The organism is Pseudooceanicola antarcticus (assembly GCF_900215355.1).
GTDB classification, from domain to species: domain Bacteria; phylum Pseudomonadota; class Alphaproteobacteria; order Rhodobacterales; family Rhodobacteraceae; genus Pseudooceanicola; species Pseudooceanicola antarcticus.
In genome coordinates this window covers 332,953-358,560 of the sequence record NZ_OBEA01000001.1, presented here as the reverse complement: position 1 = coordinate 358,560, position 25,608 = coordinate 332,953, and the positions used below count along the sequence as shown (strand labels likewise).

Annotated in this window: 27 protein-coding genes; 13 read left to right on the top strand and 14 right to left on the bottom strand. The window is 67.9% G+C overall.

Annotated features, from left to right (window positions below):
* Positions 1 to 42 precede the first annotated feature (42 nt).
* The 6 genes from thiB to CRO50_RS01760 all read left to right on the top strand — a co-directional run bounded on the left by thiB (position 43) and on the right by CRO50_RS01760 (position 7,426).
* Positions 43 to 1,020, top strand: coding sequence for a thiamine ABC transporter substrate binding subunit (thiB, locus tag CRO50_RS01785; RefSeq protein ID WP_097144154.1), 978 nt, complete (start codon positions 43 to 45; stop codon positions 1,018 to 1,020).
* A complete protein-coding gene (locus CRO50_RS01780) occupies positions 996 to 2,534 on the top strand; it encodes a thiamine/thiamine pyrophosphate ABC transporter permease ThiP (RefSeq protein WP_097144153.1) in 1,539 nt (512 codons plus the stop codon). Before thiB ends, CRO50_RS01780 begins: the two co-directional genes overlap by 25 nt.
* The gene (locus tag CRO50_RS01775) at positions 2,527 to 3,237 is read left to right on the top strand and encodes a thiamine ABC transporter ATP-binding protein (RefSeq protein WP_097144152.1); all 711 of its coding nucleotides are present in this window, start codon (positions 2,527 to 2,529) and stop codon (positions 3,235 to 3,237) included. Before CRO50_RS01780 ends, CRO50_RS01775 begins: the two co-directional genes overlap by 8 nt.
* A 31-nt stretch (positions 3,238 to 3,268) precedes the next feature.
* On the top strand, positions 3,269 to 3,940 hold the full coding sequence (locus CRO50_RS01770; RefSeq protein WP_143516836.1) for a 2-dehydro-3-deoxygalactonokinase: 672 nt from the start codon (positions 3,269 to 3,271) through the stop codon (positions 3,938 to 3,940).
* A gap of 114 nt (positions 3,941 to 4,054) precedes the next feature.
* The gene (deoC, locus tag CRO50_RS01765) at positions 4,055 to 5,053 is read left to right on the top strand and encodes a deoxyribose-phosphate aldolase (protein WP_097144150.1); all 999 of its coding nucleotides are present in this window, start codon (positions 4,055 to 4,057) and stop codon (positions 5,051 to 5,053) included.
* 48 nt (positions 5,054 to 5,101) lie between these two features.
* The gene (locus tag CRO50_RS01760; RefSeq protein ID WP_097144149.1) at positions 5,102 to 7,426 is read left to right on the top strand and encodes an aldehyde dehydrogenase family protein; all 2,325 of its coding nucleotides are present in this window, start codon (positions 5,102 to 5,104) and stop codon (positions 7,424 to 7,426) included.
* A 9-nt stretch (positions 7,427 to 7,435) separates the two neighbouring features.
* Here CRO50_RS01760 and CRO50_RS01755 read toward each other — a convergent pair whose 3' ends face one another.
* The 6 genes from CRO50_RS01755 to serB all read right to left on the bottom strand — a co-directional run bounded on the left by CRO50_RS01755 (position 7,436) and on the right by serB (position 11,348).
* A complete protein-coding gene (locus tag CRO50_RS01755) occupies positions 7,436 to 7,918 on the bottom strand; it encodes a GNAT family N-acetyltransferase (protein WP_097144679.1) in 483 nt (160 codons plus the stop codon).
* 5 nt (positions 7,919 to 7,923) lie between these two features.
* Positions 7,924 to 8,799 (bottom strand): aldose 1-epimerase family protein, encoded by an 876-nt coding sequence (locus CRO50_RS01750; protein WP_097144148.1) that lies wholly within the window; start codon positions 8,797 to 8,799, stop codon positions 7,924 to 7,926.
* 134 nt (positions 8,800 to 8,933) lie between these two features.
* Positions 8,934 to 9,257, bottom strand: a complete 324-nt coding sequence (locus CRO50_RS01745; protein ID WP_097144147.1) for a YciI family protein — start codon at positions 9,255 to 9,257, stop codon at positions 8,934 to 8,936.
* Positions 9,254 to 9,736 carry an SRPBCC family protein gene (locus tag CRO50_RS01740; protein WP_097144146.1) on the bottom strand — a complete coding sequence of 161 codons (483 nt, stop codon included), beginning with the start codon at positions 9,734 to 9,736 and terminating at the stop codon, positions 9,254 to 9,256. The genes CRO50_RS01745 and CRO50_RS01740 overlap by 4 nt, the downstream gene beginning before the upstream one ends.
* Entirely contained in the window at positions 9,733 to 10,068 is a 336-nt protein-coding gene (locus CRO50_RS01735; RefSeq protein ID WP_097144145.1) for an ArsR/SmtB family transcription factor, read from the bottom strand. Before CRO50_RS01735 ends, CRO50_RS01740 begins: the two co-directional genes overlap by 4 nt.
* A gap of 401 nt (positions 10,069 to 10,469) precedes the next feature.
* Entirely contained in the window at positions 10,470 to 11,348 is an 879-nt protein-coding gene (gene serB / locus CRO50_RS01730) for a phosphoserine phosphatase SerB (RefSeq protein WP_097144144.1), read from the bottom strand.
* A gap of 370 nt (positions 11,349 to 11,718) precedes the next feature.
* Here serB and CRO50_RS01725 point away from each other — a divergent pair, with 370 nt between their 5' ends.
* The 4 genes from CRO50_RS01725 to CRO50_RS01710 all read left to right on the top strand — a co-directional run bounded on the left by CRO50_RS01725 (position 11,719) and on the right by CRO50_RS01710 (position 15,997).
* Positions 11,719 to 12,861, top strand: coding sequence for a phosphoserine transaminase (locus CRO50_RS01725; protein ID WP_097144143.1), 1,143 nt, complete (start codon positions 11,719 to 11,721; stop codon positions 12,859 to 12,861).
* A 104-nt stretch (positions 12,862 to 12,965) separates the two neighbouring features.
* Entirely contained in the window at positions 12,966 to 14,558 is a 1,593-nt protein-coding gene (serA, locus tag CRO50_RS01720; RefSeq protein WP_097144142.1) for a phosphoglycerate dehydrogenase, read from the top strand.
* 100 nt (positions 14,559 to 14,658) lie between these two features.
* Positions 14,659 to 15,102, top strand: coding sequence for an RrF2 family transcriptional regulator (locus CRO50_RS01715; protein ID WP_097144141.1), 444 nt, complete (start codon positions 14,659 to 14,661; stop codon positions 15,100 to 15,102).
* 4 nt (positions 15,103 to 15,106) lie between these two features.
* Positions 15,107 to 15,997, top strand: a complete 891-nt coding sequence (locus CRO50_RS01710) for an NAD(P)/FAD-dependent oxidoreductase (RefSeq protein WP_097144140.1) — start codon at positions 15,107 to 15,109, stop codon at positions 15,995 to 15,997.
* A 25-nt stretch (positions 15,998 to 16,022) separates the two neighbouring features.
* On the opposite strand, the gene CRO50_RS01705 is transcribed toward CRO50_RS01710, so the two are convergent.
* Complete coding sequence (locus tag CRO50_RS01705; protein ID WP_097144139.1) at positions 16,023 to 16,391, bottom strand: hypothetical protein; 369 nt, start codon at positions 16,389 to 16,391, stop codon at positions 16,023 to 16,025.
* A gap of 177 nt (positions 16,392 to 16,568) precedes the next feature.
* On the opposite strand from CRO50_RS01705, the gene CRO50_RS01700 reads away from it, so the two are divergent.
* Together CRO50_RS01700 and CRO50_RS01695 are read left to right on the top strand one after the other, a co-directional pair.
* The gene (locus CRO50_RS01700; protein WP_097144678.1) at positions 16,569 to 17,336 is read left to right on the top strand and encodes a metallophosphoesterase family protein; all 768 of its coding nucleotides are present in this window, start codon (positions 16,569 to 16,571) and stop codon (positions 17,334 to 17,336) included.
* A gap of 69 nt (positions 17,337 to 17,405) precedes the next feature.
* Complete coding sequence (locus tag CRO50_RS01695) at positions 17,406 to 18,584, top strand: acetyl-CoA C-acyltransferase family protein (protein ID WP_097144138.1); 1,179 nt, start codon at positions 17,406 to 17,408, stop codon at positions 18,582 to 18,584.
* Positions 18,585 to 18,697: 113 nt separating this feature from the next.
* Here the strand turns inward: CRO50_RS01695 and CRO50_RS01690 are convergent, their stop codons facing one another.
* From CRO50_RS01690 to puuE, 4 genes are read right to left on the bottom strand one after another with little or no spacing between them, the layout of a single operon-like run.
* Complete coding sequence (locus CRO50_RS01690; RefSeq protein WP_097144137.1) at positions 18,698 to 20,098, bottom strand: uracil-xanthine permease family protein; 1,401 nt, start codon at positions 20,096 to 20,098, stop codon at positions 18,698 to 18,700.
* A 54-nt stretch (positions 20,099 to 20,152) separates the two neighbouring features.
* Positions 20,153 to 20,647 carry an ureidoglycolate lyase gene (locus tag CRO50_RS01685; protein ID WP_097144136.1) on the bottom strand — a complete coding sequence of 165 codons (495 nt, stop codon included), beginning with the start codon at positions 20,645 to 20,647 and terminating at the stop codon, positions 20,153 to 20,155.
* Entirely contained in the window at positions 20,644 to 21,462 is an 819-nt protein-coding gene (locus CRO50_RS01680) for a bifunctional allantoicase/(S)-ureidoglycine aminohydrolase (protein WP_097144135.1), read from the bottom strand. The genes CRO50_RS01685 and CRO50_RS01680 overlap by 4 nt, the downstream gene beginning before the upstream one ends.
* Positions 21,459 to 22,868: an allantoinase PuuE gene (gene puuE / locus CRO50_RS01675; RefSeq protein ID WP_097144134.1), complete on the bottom strand. Its 1,410-nt coding sequence runs from the start codon at positions 22,866 to 22,868 to the stop codon at positions 21,459 to 21,461. Before puuE ends, CRO50_RS01680 begins: the two co-directional genes overlap by 4 nt.
* Before the next feature lie 86 nt (positions 22,869 to 22,954).
* Between puuE and uraH the strand changes: the two genes are divergently transcribed.
* Positions 22,955 to 23,314: a hydroxyisourate hydrolase gene (uraH, locus tag CRO50_RS01670; RefSeq protein WP_097144133.1), complete on the top strand. Its 360-nt coding sequence runs from the start codon at positions 22,955 to 22,957 to the stop codon at positions 23,312 to 23,314.
* A gap of 147 nt (positions 23,315 to 23,461) precedes the next feature.
* On the opposite strand, the gene CRO50_RS01665 is transcribed toward uraH, so the two are convergent.
* The 3 genes from CRO50_RS01665 to CRO50_RS01655 all read right to left on the bottom strand — a co-directional run bounded on the left by CRO50_RS01665 (position 23,462) and on the right by CRO50_RS01655 (position 25,485).
* On the bottom strand, positions 23,462 to 23,737 hold the full coding sequence (locus tag CRO50_RS01665) for a hypothetical protein (protein WP_097144132.1): 276 nt from the start codon (positions 23,735 to 23,737) through the stop codon (positions 23,462 to 23,464).
* Positions 23,738 to 23,851: 114 nt separating this feature from the next.
* Complete coding sequence (locus tag CRO50_RS01660) at positions 23,852 to 24,490, bottom strand: YiaD family glycine zipper/OmpA-like lipoprotein (RefSeq protein WP_179747197.1); 639 nt, start codon at positions 24,488 to 24,490, stop codon at positions 23,852 to 23,854.
* Positions 24,491 to 24,633: 143 nt separating this feature from the next.
* Positions 24,634 to 25,485, bottom strand: coding sequence for a methylated-DNA--[protein]-cysteine S-methyltransferase (locus CRO50_RS01655; RefSeq protein WP_097144130.1), 852 nt, complete (start codon positions 25,483 to 25,485; stop codon positions 24,634 to 24,636).
* Positions 25,486 to 25,608 lie beyond the last annotated feature (123 nt).

The following is a 25,608-nucleotide window of genomic DNA, read 5'->3' as shown; positions in this document are numbered from 1 at the left end:
TGTCCCTGAACGTACTCCGCCCGTAGCAGATAGGAGGATGCCATGAAGCATCTCGCACTTGCCACGGGTTGTCTTCTTGCCACGCAGGCCGTGGCAGAGACGCCTGTTCTGAACGTCTACACCTACGAATCCTTCACCTCGGAATGGGGTCCCGGTCCGCAGATTGAAGCGGGCTTCGAGGCCGAATGCGGCTGCGATGTCGTCTTCACCGGCCTTGGCGACGGTGCCGCGCTGCTGTCGCGGGTGCGGCTCGAGGGCGAACGCTCCGAGGCCGACGTGGTTCTGGGTCTCGACACCTCGCTGATGGCGCAGGCCAAGGAGACGGGGCTCTTCGCGCCGACCTCCGCCAGCGCCGACTACGATCTGCCGATCGCCTGGACGGACGAGACCTTCGTGCCCTTCGACTGGGGCTATTTCGCCTTCGTCGCCAATGTCGGCGAGGACCACCCCTCGAGCTTCGAGGCCCTGGCCGCCTCGGACGCCAGCATCGTGATCCAGGACCCGCGCAGCTCGACCCCCGGTCTGGGCCTGCTGATGTGGGTCAAGGCGGTCTATGGTGACCGCGCGCCCGAGATCTGGGACGCGCTTTCCGACAACATCCTGACCGTCACTCCGGGCTGGTCCGAGGCCTATGGCCTGTTCCTGGACGGCGAGGCGGACATGGTGCTGAGCTACACCACCTCGCCCGCCTATCACATCATCGCCGAGGGCGATGAGACGAAGGAGGCCGTGCCCTTCGACGAAGGCCACTACATGCAGGTCGAGATCGCCGGCAAGCTGGCGGCTTCGGATCAGCCCGAGCTGGCCGATGCCTTCCTGCAGTACCTGCTGGGCGCAGAGGCCCAGGGCGTGCTGCCCGAGACCAACTGGATGTACCCCGCCGTGATGCCCGAGGGCGGGTTGGCCGCGGGCTTCAACCAGGTGGTGACGCCGGACAAGGCGCTGCTGCTGTCGCCGGAAGAGGCACAATCCCTGCGCGATGAGGCCCTGGCCGAATGGCAGGCCGCGCTGGCCCGCTAGGGCGCGCCGCCGGGGGCGCGGCGGGGCTTGCCCTCGTCGTGCTGCTGGTCGCGCCCCTGGTGATGACCTTTCTCAAGGCGGGGGAGGGGCGTCTGCCCGGCCCCGCCGAATATGGTGCGCTGCGCTTCACGCTGGTGCAGGCCACGCTCTCGGCCATCCTGTCGGTGCTGGTGGCGCTGCCCGTGGCCCGCGCGCTGGCGCGGCGGCGCTTTCCGGGGCGGCGGCTTTTCGTGACGCTGACTGGGGCGCCCTTCCTTCTGCCCGTCGCCGTGGCGGTGCTGGGTCTCCTGGCGGTCTTCGGCGCGCGTGGCTGGGTCAACGATCTGCTGGGGCTCGCCGGTCTCGGCCCCTGGCGGATCTACGGGCTGCACGGCGTCGTGCTGGCCCATGTCTTCTTCAACATGCCCCTCGCCACCCGCATGCTGCTGCAGGGCTGGAGCGCCATCCCGGCCGAGCGTTTCCGCCTTGCCGCGACGCTGGACCTGCCGCCGGGCCAGGTCTTCCGCCTGCTGGAATGGCCAATGCTGCGCCAGGTGGTGCCGGGCGCGCTGGCGGCGATCTTCGCCATCTGCCTCGGCAGTTTCTCGGTCGCGCTGATCCTGGGCGGCGGGCCGCGTGCCACGACGCTGGAGCTGGCGATCTACCAGGCCTTCCTCTTCGACTTTGACCTGGGCCGCGCCGCGCTGCTGGCGCTGATGCAGTCGGGCGTGGTGGCGCTGGCCGCCGTGATCTCGCTCAGGCTGGCGCGGATGGATGGTTCGGGCAGCGGTCTGGGCCGCGAACGGCAGCGCTGGGACGCACCGGGGGGCTGGCGTCGGGCGCTGGACTGCGTCTGGCTGGTGCTGGCCGGGCTCTTCCTGACGTTGCCGCTGCTGGCGCTGGTGCTGGACGGGATCGGCGGGCTGGCGGATCTGCCGGCGCGGATCTGGCCCGCCATGGGCAACTCGGTGGCGATCAGCCTGGGCTGCGCGGCGCTGACGGTCTGCCTGTCGCTGGCCCTTTCCGCCCCCATGGCGCGCTGGTCCGAGGGGCTGGGGCTGATGCCGCTGGCGCTGTCGCCGCTGGTGCTGGGGACGGGGTATTTCCTGATCCTCAATATCTGGGTCTCGCCCGCACGGCTGGCGCTGCCGGTGACGCTGCTGGTCAACACGCTGATGGCGCTGCCCTTCTGCCTGCGCCTGATCGCCCCCGCTTGGGCGCGGGCCGAGGCCGACCACGGGCGGCTTGCCAGCCAGCTTGGCCTCACCGGCCCCGCCCGCCTGCGCTGGCTGCTGCTACCCCGGATGCGCGGTGCCCTGGGCTTCGGCGCGGGGATTGCGGCGGCGCTGTCGATGGGCGACCTTGGGGTGATCACCCTCTTCGGCTCGCCCGAGCGCGAGACCCTGCCACTGCTGATGTACCGCCTGCTGGGCGCCTATCGCACCGATGCCGCCTCCGGAGCGGCGCTGGTGCTGCTGGCAATGTCCTTCGGCATCTTCTTCCTCTTCGACCGGCTGGGAGGCCGCGATGCTTGAGCTTTCGTCCCTGGTCCTGACACAGGGCGACTTCCGCCTCGAGGCGCATCTGAGCCTCTCCGAGGGCAGCTCGGTGGCGCTGATCGGCCCTTCGGGGGCGGGCAAGTCTACGCTGCTTGCGGCCATCGCGGGCTTCCTGCCGCCCACCGAGGGGCGGATACGCTGGCGTGGCCAGGAGCTGGCGGGCCTTGCGCCCGGAAAACGACCGGTGGCGATGCTGTTCCAGGACGGCAACCTCTTTCCCCATCTCGATATCTTCCGCAACGTGGCGCTCGGGATCTCTCCGCGCGGGCGGTTGTCGGGGGCCGAGCGCGGGCGCGTCGAACAGGCGCTGGAGCGGGTCGGCCTCTCGGGCTACGGCAGCCGCACGCCGGGCGAGCTTTCGGGCGGCCAGCAGAGCCGCGCCGCCCTGGCGCGGGTGCTGGTGCAGGACCGCCCGCTCCTGCTGCTGGATGAGCCCTTCGCCGCCCTCGGTCCCGCCCTGCGCGCCGAGATGCTGGCGCTGGTGGCCGAGCTGCGCGCCGAGACCGGCGCCACGCTGCTGATGGTCACCCATGAGCCCGACGACGCGCGCCGCATTGCCGATCAGATCGTGCTGGTGGCCGAGGGCCGCGCCGCGCCGCCCGCGCCGATGCGCGCCTTGCTGGACGATCCGCCGCCCGCGCTGCGCGCCTATCTGGGCGACAATGGCGCGGGTGATTGACCCGGCCCCGCGCAGCGCCCTATCAAGACGCATGAGCTGGATCGGACAGGAATATGGCGAGGCCCGCTGCTGGGGCCCGGATGGCGCGACCCCGGATCGCGCCTGCGCCCCCGAGGCGCGGATGATCGTCGGCGCGCCGAACGTGCCCGCCGACACCCTGCCGGGCGATCTGCTGCCCGCGCAGATGGCCCGCGCCCCCGACGGGTTGCACCTGCCGCCGCTCGAAGACCTGCCCGCCGCGCAGCGCCTGCGCCTGCTGGGGTTCCAGACGCTGAACGCCGATTGGGACGGCCTGGCCGTGATGCCCTGCGCCGAGCGCACCTATTGGGCTACCCTCTCTGCCGGAGAGCTGATCCATCTGCGGATTTCCGCGACCCCCTGCCTGGCCCGCGCCCTGGGCGCGGCAGAGGCAGAACCCCAGGGGCTGGACGAGGCCATGGCCCGCGCCGAGGCCCTGCCTTTCGAGCTGGCCCGCGCCGGCAACAAGGCCGAGGTGCTGGGCCTTCTGCTGGGGGCCGAGATGGCCGGGTCGAAAAGTCTCTGGTTGGGTCAGCAGGCGGTTCTGATCGGTCATGGCGCCATGGCCAAGGCCTATCTTGCGGCGCTGCAGGGGCTTTATGTCCCCGTCACCGAGACCGCTGAGGATGCGCTGCTGCGCGAAGGCTTCCGGGCCCTGGCGAAGAAATTCGTCGCTCCGGTCTAGGGTCTTCGGCAAGTTTTTGACCCTTTGGTCCAGTTTATGCAGCGTCATGGTGGCTCGCCGCTTGCGTGAATGAAGGCGGCATGGGAATGTCGCGGCCAAGTTCAGGAGAGCGCCATGCAGACCGAGACCGCCGCCACGGCCCAGCTTCCCCAGACCATCGCCGAGCAACATGAGCCCCGCAATCCGGGCATGGAGCTGGACATGGACTGGGTCATGACCGCCCGCGCCAACCGCTCGGCCATCGAGCGGCGCGCTGCCACGCTGCCGGGGCGGCGCTCGGTCAAGAAGGACTACCAGGCGGCATGGCTGGCCCGTGCGATTTCCTGCATCGACCTGACCACCCTCGCGGGCGACGATACCGAAGGCCGCGTGCGGCGTCTTTGTGCCAAGGCCCGCCAGCCAGTGCGCGCCGACCTGCTTGAGGCGCTTGGCATGCAGGGTCTGACCACCGGCGCGGTCTGCGTTTATCACGACATGGTCGACACCGCCGTCGAGGCGCTGAAGGGCTCGGGCATCCCCGTCGCCGCCGTCTCGACCGGCTTTCCGGCAGGCCTGTCGCCCTTCCACCTGCGCCTGGCCGAGATCGGTGAAAGCGTGAAGGCAGGGGCCGAGGAGATCGACATCGTGATCACCCGCCGCCACGTGCTGCAGGGCAACTGGCAGGCGCTTTATGATGAGATGAAGGCCTTCAGTGCCGCCTGCGGCGAGGCCCATGTGAAGGCCATTCTTGCGACCGGAGAGCTGGGGACGCTGCAGAACGTCGCCAAGGCTTCGCTGGTCTGCATGATGGCCGGGGCGGATTTCATCAAGACCTCGACCGGCAAGGAGAGCGTCAACGCGACGCTGCCGGTGTCGCTGGTGATGATCCGCGCCATCCGCGACTACCATCAGCGCACCGGCTACCGGGTCGGTTACAAGCCTGCGGGTGGGATCTCGAAGGCGAAGGATTCGCTGGTCTACCTGAGCCTCATCAAGGAAGAGCTGGGTGACCGCTGGCTACGCCCCGACCTCTTCCGTTTCGGTGCCTCCTCGCTTCTGGGGGATATCGAGCGGCAGCTCGAACACCACGTGACCGGCGCCTATTCGGCGTCCTGGCGCCATGCGGCGGGGTAGCAAGATGAGTATTTTTAGCCTGGTGATGAACTTGGGTGGGGCAAAGCGATGAACGTCAAGGATATCTACGAGAGCATGGAATACGGTCCCGCCCCCGAGGCCGCCGGAGACGCCCTGGCCTGGGTTGTCGATCAGGGTAGCCGGTTCGGCCATTTCATCGACGGGGCCTTCACCAAGCCGGGTGAGACCTTCGAGACCACCAGCCCCGCCTCGGGCGAGGTGCTGGCCGAGGTCTCTCAGGCGACCTCCGCCGATATCGACGCCGCCGTCGCAGCCGCGCGCGCGGCGCAGGGCAAGTGGGAGAAGCTGGGCGGCAAGGGCCGGGCCCGCTATCTCTATGCGCTGGCGCGGCTGGTGCAGAAACATGCCCGGCTGTTTGCCGTGCTGGAAACGCTGGACAGCGGCAAGCCGATCCGCGAGGCGCGCGATATCGACGTGCCGCTGGTGGCGCGGCATTTCTACTATCACGCGGGCATGGCCCAGCTGATGGAGTCCGAGCTTCCGGGCCGCGCCGCCATCGGGGTCTGCGGCCAGGTGATCCCCTGGAACTTCCCCCTGCTGATGCTGGCCTGGAAGGTCGCGCCCGCGCTGGCCATGGGCAATACCGTGGTGCTGAAGCCTGCCGAGTGGACCTCGCTCACCGCGCTGCTGTTCGCCGATATCTGCCGCCAGGCCGGGCTGCCTGCGGGCGTGGTGAACATCGTCACCGGCGATGGTGCCGTTGGCGCCGAGCTGGTCGCCCATGAGGGCATCGACAAGGTGGCCTTCACCGGCTCCACCGAGGTGGGCCGCAAGATCCGTGCCGCGACGGCGGGCCAGGGCAAGGCCCTGACGCTGGAGCTGGGCGGCAAGTCGCCCTTCGTGGTCTTCGAGGATGCCGACCTGGATTCCGCGGTCGAGGGTCTGGTCGATGCGATCTGGTTCAACGGCGGGCAGGTCTGCTGTGCCGGCTCCCGCCTGCTGGTGCAGGAGGGCGTGGCCGAGCGTTTCCATGCCAAGCTGAAGGCGCGGATGAAGTCCCTGCGCGTCGGCGATCCGCTGGACAAATGCATCGACGTGGGCGCCATCGTTCACTCCGAGCAGCTGGCGCGGATCAAGGCGCTGGTCGCCGAGACCGATGGCGAGGTCTTCCAGACCGCCGCGCCCGAGGGCTGCTACTACCCCCCGACCCTGATCGAGGGGCTGCACACCGCCGACAAGCTGATGCAGGAAGAGATCTTCGGCCCGGTTCTGGTCTCGATGACCTTCCGCACCCCCGCCGAGGCGGTGCAACTGGCCAACAACACCCGCTACGGGCTGGCGGCGAGCGTCTGGAGCGAGAACATCAATGTCGCGCTCGACGTGGCGCCGAAGCTGGTCGCGGGGGTCGTCTGGATCAACGGCACCAACATGTTCGACGCCGCCGCCGGGTTCGGTGGCGTGCGCGAAAGCGGCTTTGGCCGGGAAGGTGGCTGGGAGGGGCTTCAGGCCTATACCAAGCCTTCCGGAAAGCCCAAGGCGCTGAAGCTGAAGGCGCCCGAGGCGGGCGCGCCGGAGCTGCCCGAGGGGCTGGACCGCACCGCCAAGCTCTATGTCGGTGGCAAGCAGGCGCGGCCCGATGGGGGGTATACCCGCACCGTCTGGGGCAAGTCGGGCAAGGCCATCGGCCAGGTCGGCATCGCCAACCGCAAGGACCTGCGCAATGCGGTCGAGGCGGCACGCGGGGCGGCTGGCTGGTCTGGCGCCACGGCCCATAACCGGGCGCAGGTGATCTATTACATCGCCGAGAACCTCGAGGCGCGGGCCGAGGAATTCGCCGCCCGCATCGACGCGGTCACCGGCAAGGGCGGCAAGGCAGAGGTCGAAGCGGCGGTCAGCCGGTTGTTCAGCTACGCGGCCTGGGCCGACAAGTTCGGCGGCGACCTGCGGCAGGTGCCGATGCGCGGCATGGCGCTTGCGGTGCGGGAACCCATCGGCGTGATTGGCGCGCTCTGCCCCGAGGAGGCGCCCCTGCTGGGGCTGATTTCCGTGATGGCGCCGGCGATTGCCATGGGCAACCGGGTGGTGCTGGTGCCGGGGCAGGCGGGGGCGCTCTCGGCCACCGACCTCTACCAGGTGCTGGATACCTCGGATCTGCCGGGCGGGGTGGTCAACATCCTGACCGGCGATCACGCCGAGCTGGCGCCGGTGATGGCCAAGCACCTGGATGTCGACGCGGTCTGGAGCTTCTCTGCCGCCGACATCAGCGAAGTGATCGAGCGCGAGAGCGCCGGCAACCTCAAGCGCACCTGGGTGAACAACGGCCTGGGGCGTGACTGGGAGCAGGCCGAAGGCCGCGAGTTCCTGGAGCAGGCGACCGAGGTGAAGACCGTCTGGGTGCCCTACGGGGCCTGATCTTGGGGCCTAGAGCTTCTTGAAATAGCGCGCGACGGGCCAGGGTTTGAAGCCTTGGCCCTCGTAGGCCTTCCGGGCCGGGGCGTGGCCGCTGTCGCCCACCGTTTCCACCATCACCATCTGCAGACCCAGATCGCGCAGGATCTCTTCGGCGCGGGCCATCAGGGCCGTGCCGATGCCCTGGCGCTGATGCGCGGGGTCGACGGCCAGCAGGTGGATCTCTCCCATCCGGTCCTCGGGATGGGCGCGCAGGCAGAGGATGCCCACGGGCAGATCGTCCTTCAGGGCGACCCATGAGGCGGCGGGATCGTCCTCCAGCAGGGCGGCCACGTCCCGGCGCTGCCGGACCTGCCAGCCCTCGGGATAGAAATTGTCGTAGACGAAGCCCGGCACCGCGTCGCGGGTGCGGGGCATGATGTCTTGCCAGGCGCGCAGGACGAGATCCAGCACCGCGTCCCGGTGGTCGGGGGCATAGGGGCGGATCTCGGTCATGGCCATCAGCTGACGCTGACCGACCAGGCGAAGCGTGCGGTCTCTCCGGGTGCGAGCTCCATCGACAGCGGGCGTTCCGCGATCTCGGGGCCGGCCCCCTGGCGGGCGGCAACGCCATGCCAGGGCTCGACGCAGATGAAGGGCGCGCCTTGGGGCTTGGTCCAGATGCCGAGGGCGGGCAGGTTCTCGAACCGGAAATGCAGCGCCGGTGCATCGGTGCCGGGCGCGGCATAGGTCAGCGCGTCGCCGGCGCCTTCGAGGAAGACCAGCGCGTCGTTCTCGAAGAGGGCATGCGCCAGCGTCAGCTCTCCGGCGGTGAAGGGCGAGGGCAGCATTTCCGGAGCCAGCAGGGAGTCGCCGTCGATGGCCGAGCAGGGCGGCTCGGCGCCATTGTCGAGCGTGATGCGGTGCGGGGCGTCCCCGGCACCGGGCAGGGGCCAGTTGAAGGCGGGGTGGAAGCCCAGTCCGAAGGGCAGGGGCTGGTCGCCGGTATTGCGCACCTCGGCGGTGGCGGTCAGGGTCGCGCCCGACAGCGCATGGGTCAGCGAGAGCTGGAAGGCGCGGGGGTAGATGGCGCGGGTCTCGGCGGTGTCGCGCAGGACATGGGTGCAGCTGGTGGCGGTATGTTCGGCCAGTTCCCAGGCCATCTTGCGGGCGAAACCGTGCTGACGCATCGGCGCCTCTTGCCCGTCCACCGCGATCACGTCCCCCGGCGCACGGCCGACGATGGGAAAGAGGATGGGCGAGCGGCCCGACCAATGGGCGGCATCGCCATGCCACAGCAGCTCTCCGCTTTCATGGGTCAGGCTTTGCAGCTCTGCGCCGAGGTCCGAGACCGTCGCGGTGAGCTGGTCGTTCGAGAGGGTGATGTCCGAGGCCATGGTCCGTCCTGCGCTGATAGGCGTCACGTCGGGAACAGGGATAGGGGCGGGGCGGCGCTCGGGCAATGGGGAAGGGGGCATCCGGCGGGGCGGGGCCGCCGGATGCCGTTTCGGGATGCTGTTTCGGGGGGCGCTTACATTTCGATGGGCACGATGGGGGTCACTTCGACCTCGCCGCCGCCAAGGATCATCGGGTTGCCCTCGGCCAGGGAGCAGGCCTCTTCGATGCTGTCGCATTCGACGATGGAATAGCCCATGATCGGCAGCGCATTGCCGCCCTGCCGGGCGCCCTTGCCGTCAACGGTCCAGCTGGTGCCGACGGGATTGCCGGGGTCGACCAGCTTCGGGCCCACCTTCTCCATCCATGCGCCCCAGGCGGCCATGGCCTTTTCGCCCTCTTCCGGGGTCGAGGGCACCTGGCTGGTTTCGGCCTTGTAGATATAGAGATACTTGGTCATTCCGGGGTCTCCGTTTGTGGTCCGAGGAAGAAGTAATCGAGGCTGCGCAGGGTCGAAAGCCAGCCACGGCTGTGGCTCTGCGCGCTTTCCAGATCGGGCAGGGCGACATGGGAGAGCGTGAGGCGGGCGCCCTTTGCGGTCTCTTCGACGGTGAAGGTGACGTGGCTTTCATGTCCGCGTGTGCCGTCCGGCCCGTGCCAGGCCCAGGTGAAGGCGACATGACCCTTTCCGCCCTCGGGCGGGCGGATCGAGGTGACCACGCCGGAGAGCACGAAGGCATCGCCGCTCTCCTTGCCGATCATGGTGCAGGACCAGGGGCCGGTGCGGGAGAAATCGGGGCTGTCGTCGCCATTGTAGAGCCCTTCCGGCCCGAACCACTGGATCAGCTGGCGCGGCTCGGTCACCGCGCGCCAGAGCCGGTCGAGGGAGACCGGGTAGTCGCGGATGAGCTCGAGCTCATGGGTTTCGCTGTCCTTCATCGGTCTTCCTCCTCTTCGGGGTCGAGTGCCAGGAGGGTGTCGAGCCGGTCCAGGCTGCCCTCCCAGAAGGCGCGGTGGTTGCGGGTCCAGCCGTGGATCTCGGCCAGGGCCTGCGGGTTGGCGCTGTAGTAGCGATGCGTGCCCGCGACGCGCTGCGTGATGAGACCCGCCTGGCGCAGGATCTTGAGATGGCGCGAGATCGCCGGGGCCGAGATCCCGGCCCCCTCGGAGAGCGCACCGGCGGGCAGCTCTCCGTCCCGGATGAGCTTCTCCAGCAGGGAGAGCCGGGTGGAATCGGCCAGGGCGGCGAAGGTGGCGGGCAGGTCTGTCATGAGAGGAGGGTGTGGCGATTCTTTATTTCGCGCAAGTGTTAATTAACGGGTGTTGGAAATATTGGAGGGATGGTGGGATGGCTCCCACCCTACGCATTCAGGCACCTTTGGCGCGGGGCGTCAGCCCCGGGCCGCGCCCGACCCTCCCCCCGGGAGGGCGCATTGGCGATGTCGGAAGATGGGGGCGCGGCGTGGATGCTTCGAGGACGGTGCGCTGGCCAGAGGCCGTGTCGCGCCCACCCAGGGTCGGGCGCGACCCTCAGCGCTGCATGGGCCACCGGGGCATCCAACGCCTGACAGGGCAGAAGGCGACATTTGCGTAGGTTGGGAGATATCCCACCAACCGGCGGCCAAAGGTGGATTGGCATCCGCCCTGCGGCTTTGGCCTGCGTCGGTCCCGGTCAGACCGGCGCGAAGTCTTCCTTCGCATAGCCCTGCAGGTAGAGCAGCGCCGTCAGGTCGCCGAAGTTCACCCGCAGCGCACATTGCGCCGCGACCGAGGGCTTGGCGTGCAGCGCCACGCCCGCGCCCGCGCGCGTCAGCATGCCAAGGTCGTTGGCCCCGTCGCCAACCGCCAGCACCTCGGCGTCCGAGATGCCCAGCTTCGCGGTGATCTCTTCCAGCGCCTGCACCTTGGCCTCGCGCCCCAGGATCGGTCGGCCGACCTCGCCCGAGAGCCTGTCTCCGTCCGTCAGCAGCGTGTTGGCGCGGTTCTCGTCGAAGCCCAGCCTGGCGGCCACTTTTGCGGTGAACATGGTGAAGCCGCCCGAGACCAGCGCGCAATAGGCGCCGTCCGCCTTCATCGTGGCCAGCAGCTCGGGGCCGCCGGGCATCAGGGTGATACGGGTCTCCAGCACCTTGTCGATGACCGAGACCGGCAGGCCCTTCAGCAGCCCGACGCGCTCGGTCAGGGCACCTTCAAAGTCCAGCTCTCCGTTCATCGCGCGGGCGGTGATGTCCTTGACGCGTTCGCCCACGCCGGCCTCTTCGGCCAGCTCGTCGATGCATTCCTGCTGGATCATGGTCGAATCCATGTCCGCCAGCAGCATCTTCTTCTTCCGCCCTTCGGAGGGCTGCAGGCAGAGGTCGACCCCCTGTTTCTGCAGATCCGCCCAGACGGTCTCGAAGTTGTCGGGACGGGCGGGCAGGGTGAACTCTCCGGCCTCGCCGGGTGCCAGCATCCGCGCGCCATCGCCACCCCAGGCATTGCGCAGGGTCATCAGCAGCTCGGGCTCGAGCGACGGAGAGGCAGGGGCGGTAATCAGGGTGGCGGTGAACATGGCGGGCTCCTTCGGTTGGGGCCTTTAAGCATGCGGCCGCGCGTCTTGGAAGAGTGGTTGGCGCTTCGTCGCATGGCGACAGGTTGGCGGGGGATGGGGGCTCTGCCCCCGTCGCAGGAGGGCGGTTGATCGAGGCAAGGAGGGGGCTCTGCCCCCGTCTCCGTGCCGGAGACTCCCCCGCAGTATTTTCAGCCGTCGGATAGGGGCAAGTTTCCGATAGGCGTCACGGGCCGTGTAGAAAATTGCGGATGCGACGGCGGCGGGTGCGTTTGCGACATTTGCGTGCTTGTCGGGGGCAGATTCGGTCTCTATACGCGGCGGCGGGACACCCTTCCCCAACGAAGGGCGATTATCTGGAAGGATACCAGCAATGGCTATCGAAGCTCCGGCCGCGCGGCCGGCCAACCCGCGTTTCTCTTCTGGCCCCTGTGCCAAGATTCCCCAATTCACCACGGATATGCTTGCCGACGCCGCGCTTGGGCGCTCGCATCGTGCTGCCATCGGCAAGGACAAGCTGAAGGCCGCGATCGAGACCACCCGCGAGATCCTCGGCGTGCCCGCCGACTACAAGATCGGCATCGTTCCGGCGTCGGACACCGGCGCCGTCGAGATGGCCATGTGGTCGATGCTGGGCGCCCGCCCCGCGACCATGGTGGCCTGGGAAAGCTTCGGTGCCGGCTGGGTCACCGATGTGGTCAAGCAGCTGAAGATCGAGGCCGAGGTCAAGACCGCCGACTACGGCGACATCGTCGACCTGGCCGAGGTGGATTTCGATACCGATGTCGTCTTCACCTGGAACGGCACCACCTCGGGTGTGCGCGTGCCCAACGGAGACGCAATCCCCGCCGACCGTGCCGGCCTGACCATCTGCGACGCCACCTCTGCCGCCTTCGCCCAGGACCTGCCCTGGGACAAGCTGGATGTGACCACTTTCTCCTGGCAGAAGGTGATGGGCGGCGAAGCGGCCCACGGCATGCTGATCCTCAGCCCCCGCGCCGTCGAGCGGCTGGAAAGCTACACCCCCGCCTGGCCGCTGCCGAAGATCTTCCGCCTGACCAAGGGCGGCAAGCTGATCGAGGGCATCTTCAAGGGCGAGACGATCAACACCCCCTCCATGCTGGCGGTCGAGGACTACCTGGTCGCACTGGACTGGGCCAAGTCCGTCGGAGGCCTGAAGGGCCTGATGGGCCGCGCCGATGCCAATGCCAAGGTGATCTGGGACTTCTGCGAGACCCGCGACTGGATCGCCAACCTGGCCAATGACCCGGCGACGCGCTCCAACACCTCGGTCTGCCTGAAGTTCACCGATGACCGCATCAAGGACGGTGCCACCTTCGCCAAGGCCGTTGCCAAGCGGCTGGAGAAGGAAGGCGTGGCGCTGGACATCGGCGCCTACCGCGACGCCCCCGCCGGTCTGCGGATCTGGTGTGGTGCCACGGTCGAGACGTCCGACCTGGAAGCGCTGATGCCCTGGCTCGAATATGCCTTCGAGGCCGAGATCGCCGCGCAGTAAGCGCGTCGGGCGGGGGGCGACCCCGCCTCCCCGGATACCTGGAGGGCGCGGAGTTCCCCGCGCCCCGTCCCCCTCAAATCCCGACTTTTGAAGGAGCGCCCAAGATGGCCCCCAAAGTTCTGATTTCCGACAAGCTTTCCGCCGCAGCCGTGCAGATCTTCAAGGATCGCGGCATCGAGGTCGACTTCCAGCCCGACCTCGGCAAGGACAAGGACAAACTGGCCGAAGTGATCGGCAATTACGATGGCCTGGCCATCCGCTCGGCCACCAAGGTCACCGAGAAGATCCTGGCCAATGCCACCAACCTCAAGGTGATCGGTCGCGCCGGTATCGGCACCGACAACATCGACAAGGAAGCGGCCTCGAAGAAGGGCGTGATCGTCATGAACACGCCCTTCGGCAACATGATCACGACGGCCGAGCACGCCATCGCGATGATGTTCGCCGTGGCCCGCCAGATCCCCGAGGCCTCTGCCAGCACCCACGCCGGCAAGTGGGAGAAGTCGAAGTTCATGGGTGTCGAGCTGACCGGCAAGACCCTGGGCGTCATCGGCGCCGGCAACATCGGCGGCATCGTCTGCAACCGTGCGCTTGGCCTGAAGATGAAGGTCGTCGCCTACGATCCCTTCCTGGGCGAGGAAAAGGCCAAGAAGATGGGCGTCGAGAAGGTCGAGCTGGACGAGCTGCTGTCCCGCGCCGACTTCATCACCCTGCACGTGCCCTACACCGAGCAGACCGCCAACATCCTCTCGGCCGAGAACCTGGCCAAGACCAAGAAGGGCGTCCGCATCATCAACTGTGCCCGTGGCGGCCTGGTCGATGAGGTCGCGCTGGCCGATCTGCTGAAGTCCGGTCACGTGGCCGGCGCCGCCTTCGACGTCTTCGCCGAAGAGCCCGCCACCGATAACGCGCTGTTCAACCTGCCCAACGTGGTCTGCACCCCGCACCTGGGCGCCGCCACCACCGAAGCCCAGGAAAACGTCGCCCTGCAGGTGGCCGAGCAGATGTCGAACTACCTGCTGGACGGGGCCGTCGAGAACGCGCTGAACATGCCCTCGATGACCGCCGAGGAAGCCAAGATCATGGGCCCCTGGGTCCAGCTCGCCGGCCATATCGGCAACTTCATCGGCCAGCTGACCGACGAGCCGATCAATGCCATCAACATCCTCTATGATGGCGTGGCCTCCGAGATGAACCTGGCGGCGCTGAACTGCTCGGTCATCGCCGGTATCCTGAAGAAGGCCAACCCGGACGTGAACCTGGTCTCCGCCCCCGTGGTGGCGAAGGAGCGTGGCGTGCAGATCTCGACCACCAGCCAGGCCAAGGGCGGCACCTTCGACGGCTACATCAAGGTGACCATCGTCACGCCCGAGCGTGAACGCTCCTGCGCCGGTACCGTCTTCAGCGATGGCAAGCCGCGTTTCATCCAGATCAAGGGCATCAACATCGACGCCGAAGTGGGCGAGCACATGCTCTACACCACCAACGAGGACGTGCCGGGCGTCATCGGCACCCTGGGCATGACCCTGGGCCAGAACGGTCAGAACATCGCCAACTTCACCCTTGGCCGCACCAAGACGGGCCAGAGCGCCATCGCGCTTCTGTACCTCGACGAGAAGGCCAAGCCGGAAGTCATCAAGGCGCTGCGCGACACGGGTCTCTTCCAGCAGATCCGCCCGCTGGAATTCACGCTCTGATCGGGCGCTGATCCAATCCCTGCGAGAGGCCGTCCTTCGGGGCGGCCTCTTTGCGTTGGTCCTCTTGATCTCGGGAACGAATCGTAACATATGAAGTTACATGAAGCGCGATAGCAGATTATCCTCGGTCCTGCATGCCCTGCTGCACATGGCAGAGCATGACGGACGCATGACCTCGGACGCCCTGGCGCAATGCCTGGGCACCAACCCGGTGGTGGTTCGCCGGACCATGGGCCTGCTGCGCAAGCAGGGGCTGGTGGACAGCGACCGCGGGCCCTCGGGCGGATGGCGGATCACGGCGGACCTGGACAAGGTCACCTTGCGCCAGCTGCACGAGGCTCTGGGAGAGCCGGCCTTCTTCGCCATCGGCCACCGGCAGGAGACGCCGGAATGCCTGGTGGAACAGGCGGTCAACGCCGCCCTGGATGATGCCTTCGGCGAGGCCGAGGCCCTGCTGCTGAAGCGCTTTGCCCATGTCACCCTGGCCGACCTGGCGAAGGATTTCGCCCGGCGGCACAGGGAGAGGAAAGCCGCAAAGGACTGACAAAATGACCCATGACGTGATCGTCATCGGGGGCAGCTACGCCGGAATGGCAGCCGCCCTGCAACTTCTGCGTGCCCGCCGTTCGGTGCTGGTGATCGACGCGGGCCAGCGTCGCAACCGCACGGCCGAGGCCTCGCACGGGTTCCTCGGGCAGGATGGGGTCGATCCGGGCCGGATTGCCGCCGAGGCCCGCGCCCAGCTCGAGCGCTACCAGACCCTGACCTGGATCGAGGGCGAGGCGGTTGCCGCCGGTGGCAGCCGCGACAGTTTCGAGGTGCTGACCTCTGACGGGACCCGGCACGCGGGACGTCGCCTGCTCTTTGCCACCGGGGTCAGGGATGCGCTGCCCCCGGTCGAGGGCCTGGCCGAACGCTGGGGCCGCCATGCCTTCCACTGCCCCTACTGCCATGGCTACGAGCTCGAGATGGGCCGGATCGGGGTCATCGCCACCGGGCCGAGCTCTTTGCACCAGGCGCTGATGCTGCCGGAATGGGGGCAGGTCACCCTGCTGGTCAATGACGCGCTGACGCTCGACGACGAGGCCCGCGCGGAGCTGGACGCCAGGGGGATCGCGATCGAGGAAACGCCGATTGCCCGGCTGAGCGGAGAGGCCACCGCCGAGCTGACCGATGGCCGCAGCCTGACCTTCGCCGGGCTCTTCGTGGCCAGCACCACCAGCCCCGCCACGCCGCTGGCCCAGGAGATGGGCTGCGCGCTGCAGGAAACCCCGATGGGCATGCAGTTGCAGACGGACGATCTGAAAGAGACCTCGATCCCGGGCGCCTATGCCTGCGGAGATACGGCACGAATGCCGCACTCGGTTTCACTGGCGGTGGCCGATGGCGCCTGGGCGGGCGCGACGATCCACCGCTCGCTGATCTTCCCGGCGGCCTGACGCGGCGCGTCAGGGGCCGAGTCGTTCAGGCCCGGCCCTTGACGATCACCGTGTAGACGAAGATCAGCATCGACAGGATGGTCAGCACCGAGCCGAGCTTGGCCAGGGTCTCTCCGGTCTGGTTCAGCGCCTGGACGATGCCGGGAACGATGATCACCACGCCGACCACCGCCAGACCGAGGTGGATCTTCGGCAGCAAGCCCTCGGCGGCCTTGGGCACGAGATGGTAGTAGGTGCCGAAGATGGCCATCGACACCCAGCCGATCAGGTTGAGATGCGCATGGGCGGGCGACAGCAGGTGGTTGCCGCTGGCGGACATCTGGATGCCCCACCCCATGCCGATCAGGCCACAGAGCGCGGCCGCGACGAAGAAATAATACGAAATGCCTTTCACTGTCTTCTCCCTGGATAGGGGTCTGATTGCCCCGTGTCTTAGGTCAGGATGCCCGGCCTCCCGCCGGAATCCTGGATCCAATATACACCATTCCTGGGCGCATGGCTGGTTTTCCCTTTGGGCTCTGGCCTTTGATCCTCTGCCATGGTCCAAGGAGGCCGTGGAAAGGGGATGCTCATGACCATCTATGCCATCGGCGATATCCACGGGCAGATCGGAATGCTGGACGCGGCGCTCGCCCGGATCGAGGCGGACGGAGGCGACACCGGCCCCGGCGGCGCGGACGAGGTGATCTTTCTCGGCGACCTGGTCGACCGCGGCCCCGCCGCGCGCCAGGTGTTGGAAAGGCTGATCGCGGGCCGGGCCGAGGGGCGGCGCTGGTCGGTGATCCGCGGCAATCACGACACCATGTTCCTGCGTTTCCTGCGCGACGGAGAGCTGAACGATCCGGCGATCAAGTCCGGCAACGGCTGGACCCATTACACCCTGGGCGGCTGCGCCACGCTGGAAAGCTACGGCGTCGACACCGCGATGGAGCGCCCGATAGAGGACCTGCTCCGCCAGGCGCAGGCGCTGGTGCCCGCAGAGCACCGCGCCTTCCTGGAAAGCCTGCCGCTGTACCTGCGGCGCCCCGGTCTGCTGTTTGTCCACGCGGGCATCCGCCCCGGCGTGGCGCTGGAGGATCAGGCCGAGCAGGACCTGATCTGGATCCGCGACGACTTCTACGCCGAGGAGGGCCCCCTCCCCTGGCTGGTGGTGCATGGCCATACCATCGTCTCGAGCCCCACGCACTTCGGCAACCGCATCGACATCGATACCGGCGCCGGTGCCAATCCGACGCCCCGCTACCTGAGCGTGGCGGCCTTCGAGGGCACCGATTGCTTCATCGTGACCGACGAGGGGCGGCAGCCCCTGCTTCCCCCGACCCCATCCCGGACGTCGTAACGAAACGTCACTGTCGCGCCGCTGCGGCGCGGTGATACTCTCCGCCCGAACGACATTCGGGAGGATCTCATGGACGATATCGTCATTCTCGGCGGCGCCCGCACCGCCATCGGCACCTTCGGTGGCAGCCTGGCCGCCGTGCCGCCCATCGAGCTGGGCACCACCGTGGCAAAGGCCGCGCTGGAGCGCGCCGGCGTCGAGGGCGGCCAGATCGGCCACGTGGTCTATGGCCATGTGATCAACACCGAGCCGCGCGACATGTACCTCAGCCGCGTCGCCGCCATGCAGGCCGGTATCCCCGAGACGACACCGGCGATGAACGTCAACCGCCTCTGCGGTTCGGGCGCCCAGGCCATCGTCTCGGCGGTGCAGTCGCTGATGCTGGGGGATGCGGATTTCGCCCTGGCAGGCGGCGCCGAAAGCATGTCGCGCTCGCCCTATATCGTGCCCAGCCAACGCTGGGGCGCGAAGATGGGCGACATCAAGACGCTGGACATGATGCTGGGCGCGCTGAACTGCCCCTTCGGCACCGGCCACATGGGCATCACCGCCGAAAACGTCGCAGCCGAGACCACGATCACGCGCGAGGATCAGGACGCCTTCGCGCTGGAAAGCCAGAGCCGCGCCGGTGCCGCCATCGAGGCGGGGCATTTCGATAGCCAGATCGTGCCGGTCACGGTGAAGGTGAAGCGGCAGGAGGTCGCGTTCGCCACCGACGAACACCCCAAGCCCACAACCACCGCCGAGGCCCTGGCCGGGCTGCGCCCGGCCTTCCAGAAGGACGGCACGGTGACGGCAGGCAATGCCTCTGGTCTGAATGATGGGGCGGCGGCACTGGTGCTGGCCCGCGCCTCGGTCGCCGAGGCACAGGGCCTCACTCCCAAGGCGCGCGTCCTGGGCTACGCCCATGCCGGGGTGCGCCCGGAGGTGATGGGGGTGGGCCCGATCCCCGCCGTGCGGAAGCTGCTGGAAAAGACCGGCCTCAGCGCCTCGGACTTCGACGTCATCGAATCGAACGAGGCCTTCGCCGCCCAGGCCATCGCGGTGAACCGCGCCCTGGGCCTGGACACCGCCAAGGTGAACCCGAACGGCGGCGCCATCGCGCTTGGCCACCCGGTCGGCGCCACCGGCGCGATCATCACCGTCAAGGCGCTCTATGAGCTGGAACGGATCGGTGGCAAGCGCGCCCTGATCACCATGTGCATTGGCGGCGGACAGGGCATCGCCCTGGCGATCGAGCGGATCTGATCGAACGGGGCGCCACGCCCCATCCTATCCGACGGCCATAAATACTGTCGCCGAAGGCAAAGGCGCGCCCCGTCAGGGGCGCGCCTTATCTCTTTCAGACGTTTGTCAGCCGATCAGGCGGCGTCGACCTCGGCCGAGGCTTCCTCTTCCGCCAGTTCCTCTGCGGTCTCTTCCGGCAGCACGAGGTTGAGGATGATCGACAGCGCCGCCGCCGGCAGCAGGCCCGAGGTCATCAGGATCTGCAGCGTGCGCGGCAGGTGCTGCAGCGCCGAAGGCTCCAGCTGCAGGCCGAAGCCCACCGAGAGCGACACGGCGAGGATGATCATGTTGCGGCGGTTCCAGGCGACCTCCGACAGCATGTTGATCCCCGAGGCGGCGACCATGCCGAACATGACGATGACGCCACCGCCCAGCACATTGATCGGCACCGTGTTGATCACCGCGCCGACCTTGGGCACCAGGCCGCAGACGATCAGGAAGACCGCGCCGATGGTCACCACGTGGCGGCTCATCACGCCGGTCATGGCGATCAGCCCGACGTTCTGGCTGAACGAGGTGTTGGGCAGGCCGCCGAAGATGCCGGCCAGCGCCGAGCCGAAGCCATCAGCGAAGGTCGCGCCCTCGATCTCCTTGTCGGTGGCCTCGCGGCCCGCGCCGCCCTTGGTGATGCCCGAGGTGTCGCCCACGGTCTCGATGGCCGAGATCACCGCCATGAAGCACATGCCGACGATGATCGCCGGATCGAAGCCGAAGCCCCACTTGAAGGGCATGGGCAGATCGAAGAAGGAGGCCCGGCCGACGTTGCCGAAGCTGACCTGGCCCATCAGGGCGGCCACGGCATAGCCCGCCAGGATGCCGATCAGCACCGAGGCGACCGAGAGCAACCCGGTGGTGAAGAACGACAGCGCCAGCGCCACGACGATCACGACTAGCGCCGGGAACCACATGGCCAGGGTGCCGAACTCGGGCTTGCCGACCAGCGGCACGCCACCGGCGGCGTACTGGATGCCGGTCTTCAGCAGCGCCAGGCCGATCATCAGTACGATCAGGCCGGTCACCAGCGGCGGCAGGGCAAAGCGGATGCGCCCGATGAAGAAGCCGATGCAGAAGTGGAAGATGCCGCCAATGACGATGCCGGTCATCAGGCCGGGCATGCCGTCGACACCCAGGCCCGCCACCGCCGGGATCATCACCGGCAGGAAGGCGAAGGAGGTGCCCTGAACCACCGGCAGGCGGGCGCCCACGGGGCCCAGGCCGATGGTCTGGAAGAGCGTCGCGATCCCGGCGAAGAGCATCGCCATCTGGATCATGTAGGTCATGTCCGGGAAGCCGAGCGCCCCCTGGTCCGACCCGAAGCCGAAGCCCGCGGCCCCGGCAATGATGATCGAGGGGGTGACGTTCGAGGCGAACATCGCCAGCACGTGCTGAATCCCCAAGGGCACCGCGTCTGCAATCGGCGGCATGTAATTCGGGTCTCGCAGCTGTTCTGCGGTCCCCACAGATGTGTCGGCCATAATACCGTCCCCTGTTGTTTCCTGAGAATTGCCCCTCTTGCCGGGGGCTGATCCTCAAAGGATGACAGTAAACGGACGATCTAGGAAATGTTCTTCGAGGTTCGGCGTGTCTCCGATCCGGTCGATCACCGCAAATAACCCCGGTTCCGCCAAAGGCGTGAGCACTCCATGCCAGGTGCCCCGGTGGAAGTTCACCCCCTGGCCGGGCTGCGGCAGGAAGGCCTGGGGTGTACCGGGGACGCCGCCGGCGTCCGGCGCAACGATCACCAGCCATGCGGCCTCGGACATCGGCACGAAGGCCTGAGAGCCCTCGGGGTGCCGTTCCAGCAGGTCGCAGCTGTAGGGCAGGGTGCGCGGCTTCGCATTGAACAGCGAAATGCCGGCCCGCCCGCCGGGGCCGAAATCGAGCTGCGCACGGTCGTGGAAGCGCTCGCACATGCCGGCGTTGATCAGCTTGTCGTAATCGCCGCGCAGCTCCAGCACGTCGCCGAAGGGCGCGAACCCCTCGGCGGTCAGGGGAACCGCGCGGATCACCGTGGTCTCGCTCACAGGGTCAGCCCCGGCAGGCGGTTCACGTCCTTGTAGAGCAGGTAGCGGAAGGGCTCGTCCCCGACCTGCTCGCAGGCCTGCGGGCAGAAGGCGCGCAGCCACATGTAGTCACCGGGGCCCACGTCGACCCAATCGGTGTTCAGCAGGTAGCGGCCCCGGCCCTGCAGCACGTAGAGGCCATGTTCCATGACATGGGTCTCGGCAAAGGGGATGCGGCCGCCGGGCTGGAAGGTGACGATGTTGACATGCATGTCATGGCGCAGGTCGTCGGGTTCGACGAAACGGGTGGTCGCCCATTTGTCGGTGTTGGACATCACATGCGCGGGCTTGTCGTCGTCATGGCTGACGAAGCTCTCCGGCGCGGCGATGCCCGGCGCGGGCTGGTAGCGCTTGCGCACCCAGTGGAAGCTGGTCGTCGCCTCGCCCGCGTTCTTCAGCGACCAGTCGGCACCGGGGGCGAGGAAGGCATAGCCGCCCGCGTCCAGCTGATGGTCCTGCCCGTCCAGCGTCAGGGTCAGCACACCGTCGGTGACGAAGATCACCCCCTCGGCGCCGGCATCGGTCTCGGGCTGGGGGGCGCTGCCGCCCGCCGAAAGCTCGACGATCATCTGACAGAAGCTCTCGGCGAAGCCCGAAAGCGGCCGGGCGATGATCCAGGCGCGGGCGCCGGTCCAGCCGGGCAGGGCCGAGGTGACGATATCGGTCATGCAGGCGGCGGGGATCACCGCATAGGCGGTGGTGAAACGCGCCGGGTCGTAAAGCTGTTCATGCTGGGCGGGCAACCCGCCGCGCGGAGTGTAGTAGCTGCGTGTCACGCAAGAAGATCCTTCACACGGTGATAGGCGATCCGCTCGACCTGACGGCAGGCCTCGGCCAGCTCGGTCTCGCGGTCATGGGCCAGACGATCCTTCATCGCCGCCATGATCGAGGCCTTCGTATGATCTTTCACGCAGATGATGAAGGGGAAGCCGAAGGTTTCTGTGTAACGCGCATTACCCTCTTCAAAGAACTTGCGCTCGTCGTCGGTCAGCGCGTCCAGCCCGGCGCTGGCCTGTTCGGCACTGCTTTCCGCGGTCAGTCGCTTGGCCGCCGCCAGCTTGCCCGCCAGGTCGGGGTGGGCCTGCAGCACGCCCAGGCGTTCCTCGGCAGAGGCCCGGCGGAAGGCGCGGGCCAGGGCGTTCCACAATCCGATGGGCCGGTCATGGGCCGGGCCCAGCTCGAGCTCCCATGCACGTTCGGCAACCCAGGGCGAATGTTCGTAGACAGAGCCATAGGCGGCGACGAAGTCCTCGCGCGACATGGTCGAGGGGCGGGGGCCCGGCGCCACATAGGGGTGATGCTCGGCCCAATGGTCGTAGATATCGCAGCGCCGCGCGACCCAGACGTCTTCGTATTCGGCGATCTGTTCCAGGAACTGCTTCAGCGCCTGGAAACGGCCCGGTCGGCCCATCAGGCGACAGTGCAGGCCGATGGAGATCATGATCGGACGCCCGGCCTGGCCCTCTTCATAGGCGGTGGCGAAGGCATCGCCGACGATGTCGAAGAAATCGGTCGGAGAGCCGAAGCCCGCCGGCACCGCGAAGCGCATGTCGTTGGTGTCCATGGTGTAGGGAATGACCAGCGTCTTCCCGTTCTCGTGCCAATAGGGCAGGTCGTCGTCGATGGTATCGGCCACCCAGTCCAGCCCGAGGTCGGCGGCGATCTTGACGGTGTTCATCGAGCAGCGCCCGGTGTACCAGCCGCGCGGCTTGGCGCCGGTGATCTCTTCATGCAGCGAGATGGCCTCTTCCATCAAACCGCGTTCCTCGGCCTCGGGCATGTCCTTGTGCTCGACCCACTTCTTGCCGTGGCTGGCGACCTCCCAGCCGGCTTCCTGCATGGCCCAGACCTGCTCGGGGCTGCGCGCCATGGCATCGGTCACGCCGTAGACGGTCAGCGGCATGTTCATCTGGGTGAACAGGCGATGCAGCCGCCAGAAGCCGGCGCGGGCGCCGTATTCGTAGCAGCTTTCCATGTTCCAGTGCCGCTTGCCCTCCCAGGGGGCGGCGCCGATGATCTCGCTCAGGAAGGCCTCGGAGGCCGCATCACCGTGCAGGATGTTGTTTTCGCCGCCTTCTTCGTAATTCAGCACGAAAGAGACCGCCACGCGGGCACCGCCGGGCCATTTCGGATCGGGCGGGTTGGGGCCGTAGCCGATCATGTTGCGCGGGTAGCGGTTCATGTGGTTCTCTCCGTCTGCATCTGGGCCGTCGCATCTTCATCGTCAGGCGGCCGGGGCTCAAGGGGATTTTTGGGAAAGGGACCGGAATGGCCGAAGGCTATCTGACGACGCATGTTCTTGATACGGCAAAGGGCATTCCCGCGGCGGGGCTGGAGATCGTGCTCTACCGCCTCGAAGGCGATGTGCACGACGAGCTGGCGCGCATGGTGACCAATGCGGACGGGCGCACCGATGCGCCGATCCTGCCGAAAGAGCATTTCCTGCCCGGCGCCTACGAGCTGGAGTTCCACGCCGGTGCCTATCTCGACGCCAGCGGCACCCCGCCCGAGAGCCCGCGTTTCCTGGACGTGATCCCGCTGCGCTTCGGCATCTCGGACGACAGCGCCCATTACCACGTGCCGCTGCTGCTCTCGCCCTTCGGCTATTCGACCTATCGCGGCAGCTGATCCGCTCTTGCGGAAGCTGTCATGGCGCAGGCGATGCCGAGGGGACGGGCCGTTCCCTCGGCACCCTTGTCGCGGCAGACCGTTCCGGCAGCGCTGCCGCCTGGAGCCCGTGCGGGTCGCGGCGACGGGCTTCCATCGGCTGAGGCCCTAGATCATCGCCACCGGCAGGAACCTGGTCTCCAACTGCTCAAGCGCCGGCGCGGCGCGGGCAGAGATCATGCGCTTGTCCTGCATGTAGGCCTCGTAGGTCTCTTCATCCGGGAAGCCGTAGAGCTGCGTCTCGCCGGTGCCGTCCAGATGGCGCAGGCAGAACAGCCGTTCCGCCCCGTATTCTGCGAGAATCGGGAAAGAAGCCGCCTCCAACGCCTCGACGTCACGGAAGTCGGCGCCGTTCGGATCCACGAAGAGCAGCACGCAATACATGCGGCGCAGCCTAGCGGGCTTTTCTCTCCAAAGCGTTCACCGAAAGGAAAAAGCCGCACCCGAGGGCGCGGCTTCCATGGTCTTTTCTGGTTTCCAGGTCTGCCCTGGCGCGGGTCAGACGCGCGGCAGGATGACGATCTCGACCCGGCGGTTCCGGGCGCGGCCCTCGGGCGTCAGGTTCGAGGCGCGGGGCTGGTCCTCGCCACGGCCGATGGCCTGGACGCGGCCCGAAGAGACGCCGTAGCTGATCAGGGTCGAGGCCACGGTAGCGGCGCGACGGCGCGACAGGTCCTGGTTGTAGGCGGCGGCGCCGGTGTTGTCGGTATGACCCAGCACCTGCACGGTGGTCTCGGGGTAATCGTTCAGCGACGCGGCCACGGCGCGCAGGTCCGAGGTCAGGTCGGGGCGCAGGGTGGCGCTGTCGGTCTGGAACAGGATGTCCTGCGGCATGGTGACGATCAGCCGGTCGCCGGTGTTGACGATCTCGACGCGGCCGCCCAAGTCCTGGCGCAGCTGCGCTTCCTGGCGGTCGAGGTAGGCGCCGTAGCTGCCGCCCGCGATCCCGCCGAGCGCGGCACCGACCACGGCCCCCTTGGCCTTGTTGTCGGACACCGCGGCACCGAGCGCGGCGCCGAACAGCGCTCCGACACCCGCGCCCTCGCGGGTCTTCTGCTGGCCGTCATCGGGATTGACGCAGGCGGTGAGAAGCATCAGCGACGCGCCGCTGAGAGCCAGAATGGATTTGTTGATCATGGTCGTCATTTCTTGTGTCCTCCGAAGGTCCCGCTGCCGGGCTGCTCGGGTTCCGGGATACAGCAGATTCCCGAACCGCCCAATGGACAACGCCCGAGCCGACGGCGGGTTTCCGCTTCCGAAGAAAAAACCTGCGCCCCCGATCAGGCGGCCAGCCCCGAGGCGGCTTCGGATCGGGCGGATTCCCGCGCCAGCATGGCCCGTTTCACCGGCAGCCCCCAGTGATAGCCGCCAAGCGCGCCATCCTTGCGCAGCACCCGGTGGCAGGGAATCAGCAGCGACAGCGGATTGCGGCCCACGGCCGAGCCGACGGCGCGGCTGGCCTTCGGATGGCCGATGGCCCGCGCCAGGGCGGAATAGCTGCTCACCTCGCCCTCGGGGATCTGCAGCAGCGCTTCCCAGACCTTGATCTGGAAGGGCCCGCCCATGACATGGGCGCGGGCCCGGCGCCCGGCAAAGGCATCCTCGGCCAGCGGCCCGATACGCTCGGGGGTTTCGTGGTAGCTGGCAGAGGGCCAGCGGGCAGAGAGATCGGCAAAGGCCGCCTCCGCGCCGGTCTCGGCGGTGAAGGCGATGCCGCAGATGCCGTGCTCGGTGGCCATGACCAGCGCGGGCCCATAGGGCGAGGCGCAGAGCGCCCAGTCGATCCGCAGCCCCTCGCCGCCGCGGGCCAGCTCACCGGGGCGCATGGCGTCCCACCGCAGCACCAGGTCATGCAGCCGTCCGGGCCCCGAGAGCCCCGCCGCCGCGGCGGTCTCGAGCAAGGTCTCGCGGGCGCGCAGCATCTCGCGCGCACGGCCCAGGCCCAGGTATTGCTGGTAACGCTTCGGAGAGATCCCGGCCCAGGCCGAGAAGACCCGCTGGAAATGCGCCGCGCTCATTCCCATCCGCGCCGCCAGCCCCTCCAGCGACAGGGGCGCCTCGGCGGCGTCGATCTCTTCGATGGCGCGGCGGATGAGCTGGTAGTGGTAGCTGTCTTCGGGGGCGGGCTGCATGGGAACCTCCTGTCTCTGTCCCCAGATTAGGAGCCGCGCGCCCGCCTTGCGACCCGGAACATGCGCAAACCAGCCGGATCCCGCCAGCCAGGCGCGCTCCGCATCGGGCGGATGCGCCACGCC

What these genes read in the sequence shown, in the direction of transcription:
- thiB (WP_097144154.1), top strand. Translation starts at nt 43, where the DNA reads ATGAAGCATCTCGCACTTGCCACGGGTTGTCTTCTTGCCACGCAGGCC.
- CRO50_RS01780 (WP_097144153.1), top strand. Translation starts at nt 996, where the DNA reads ATGGCAGGCCGCGCTGGCCCGCTAGGGCGCGCCGCCGGGGGCGCGGCG.
- CRO50_RS01775 (WP_097144152.1), top strand. Translation starts at nt 2,527, where the DNA reads ATGCTTGAGCTTTCGTCCCTGGTCCTGACACAGGGCGACTTCCGCCTC.
- CRO50_RS01770 (WP_143516836.1), top strand. Translation starts at nt 3,269, where the DNA reads ATGAGCTGGATCGGACAGGAATATGGCGAGGCCCGCTGCTGGGGCCCG.
- deoC (WP_097144150.1), top strand. Translation starts at nt 4,055, where the DNA reads ATGCAGACCGAGACCGCCGCCACGGCCCAGCTTCCCCAGACCATCGCC.
- CRO50_RS01760 (WP_097144149.1), top strand. Translation starts at nt 5,102, where the DNA reads ATGAACGTCAAGGATATCTACGAGAGCATGGAATACGGTCCCGCCCCC.
- CRO50_RS01755 (WP_097144679.1), bottom strand. Translation starts at nt 7,918, where the DNA reads ATGACCGAGATCCGCCCCTATGCCCCCGACCACCGGGACGCGGTGCTG.
- CRO50_RS01750 (WP_097144148.1), bottom strand. Translation starts at nt 8,799, where the DNA reads ATGGCCTCGGACATCACCCTCTCGAACGACCAGCTCACCGCGACGGTC.
- CRO50_RS01745 (WP_097144147.1), bottom strand. Translation starts at nt 9,257, where the DNA reads ATGACCAAGTATCTCTATATCTACAAGGCCGAAACCAGCCAGGTGCCC.
- CRO50_RS01740 (WP_097144146.1), bottom strand. Translation starts at nt 9,736, where the DNA reads ATGAAGGACAGCGAAACCCATGAGCTCGAGCTCATCCGCGACTACCCG.
- CRO50_RS01735 (WP_097144145.1), bottom strand. Translation starts at nt 10,068, where the DNA reads ATGACAGACCTGCCCGCCACCTTCGCCGCCCTGGCCGATTCCACCCGG.
- serB (WP_097144144.1), bottom strand. Translation starts at nt 11,348, where the DNA reads ATGTTCACCGCCACCCTGATTACCGCCCCTGCCTCTCCGTCGCTCGAG.
- CRO50_RS01725 (WP_097144143.1), top strand. Translation starts at nt 11,719, where the DNA reads ATGGCTATCGAAGCTCCGGCCGCGCGGCCGGCCAACCCGCGTTTCTCT.
- serA (WP_097144142.1), top strand. Translation starts at nt 12,966, where the DNA reads ATGGCCCCCAAAGTTCTGATTTCCGACAAGCTTTCCGCCGCAGCCGTG.
- CRO50_RS01715 (WP_097144141.1), top strand. Translation starts at nt 14,659, where the DNA reads ATGAAGCGCGATAGCAGATTATCCTCGGTCCTGCATGCCCTGCTGCAC.
- CRO50_RS01710 (WP_097144140.1), top strand. Translation starts at nt 15,107, where the DNA reads ATGACCCATGACGTGATCGTCATCGGGGGCAGCTACGCCGGAATGGCA.
- CRO50_RS01700 (WP_097144678.1), top strand. Translation starts at nt 16,569, where the DNA reads ATGACCATCTATGCCATCGGCGATATCCACGGGCAGATCGGAATGCTG.
- CRO50_RS01695 (WP_097144138.1), top strand. Translation starts at nt 17,406, where the DNA reads ATGGACGATATCGTCATTCTCGGCGGCGCCCGCACCGCCATCGGCACC.
- CRO50_RS01690 (WP_097144137.1), bottom strand. Translation starts at nt 20,098, where the DNA reads ATGGCCGACACATCTGTGGGGACCGCAGAACAGCTGCGAGACCCGAAT.
- puuE (WP_097144134.1), bottom strand. Translation starts at nt 22,868, where the DNA reads ATGAACCGCTACCCGCGCAACATGATCGGCTACGGCCCCAACCCGCCC.
- uraH (WP_097144133.1), top strand. Translation starts at nt 22,955, where the DNA reads ATGGCCGAAGGCTATCTGACGACGCATGTTCTTGATACGGCAAAGGGC.
- CRO50_RS01665 (WP_097144132.1), bottom strand. Translation starts at nt 23,737, where the DNA reads ATGTATTGCGTGCTGCTCTTCGTGGATCCGAACGGCGCCGACTTCCGT.
- CRO50_RS01660 (WP_179747197.1), bottom strand. Translation starts at nt 24,490, where the DNA reads ATGATCAACAAATCCATTCTGGCTCTCAGCGGCGCGTCGCTGATGCTT.
- CRO50_RS01655 (WP_097144130.1), bottom strand. Translation starts at nt 25,485, where the DNA reads ATGCAGCCCGCCCCCGAAGACAGCTACCACTACCAGCTCATCCGCCGC.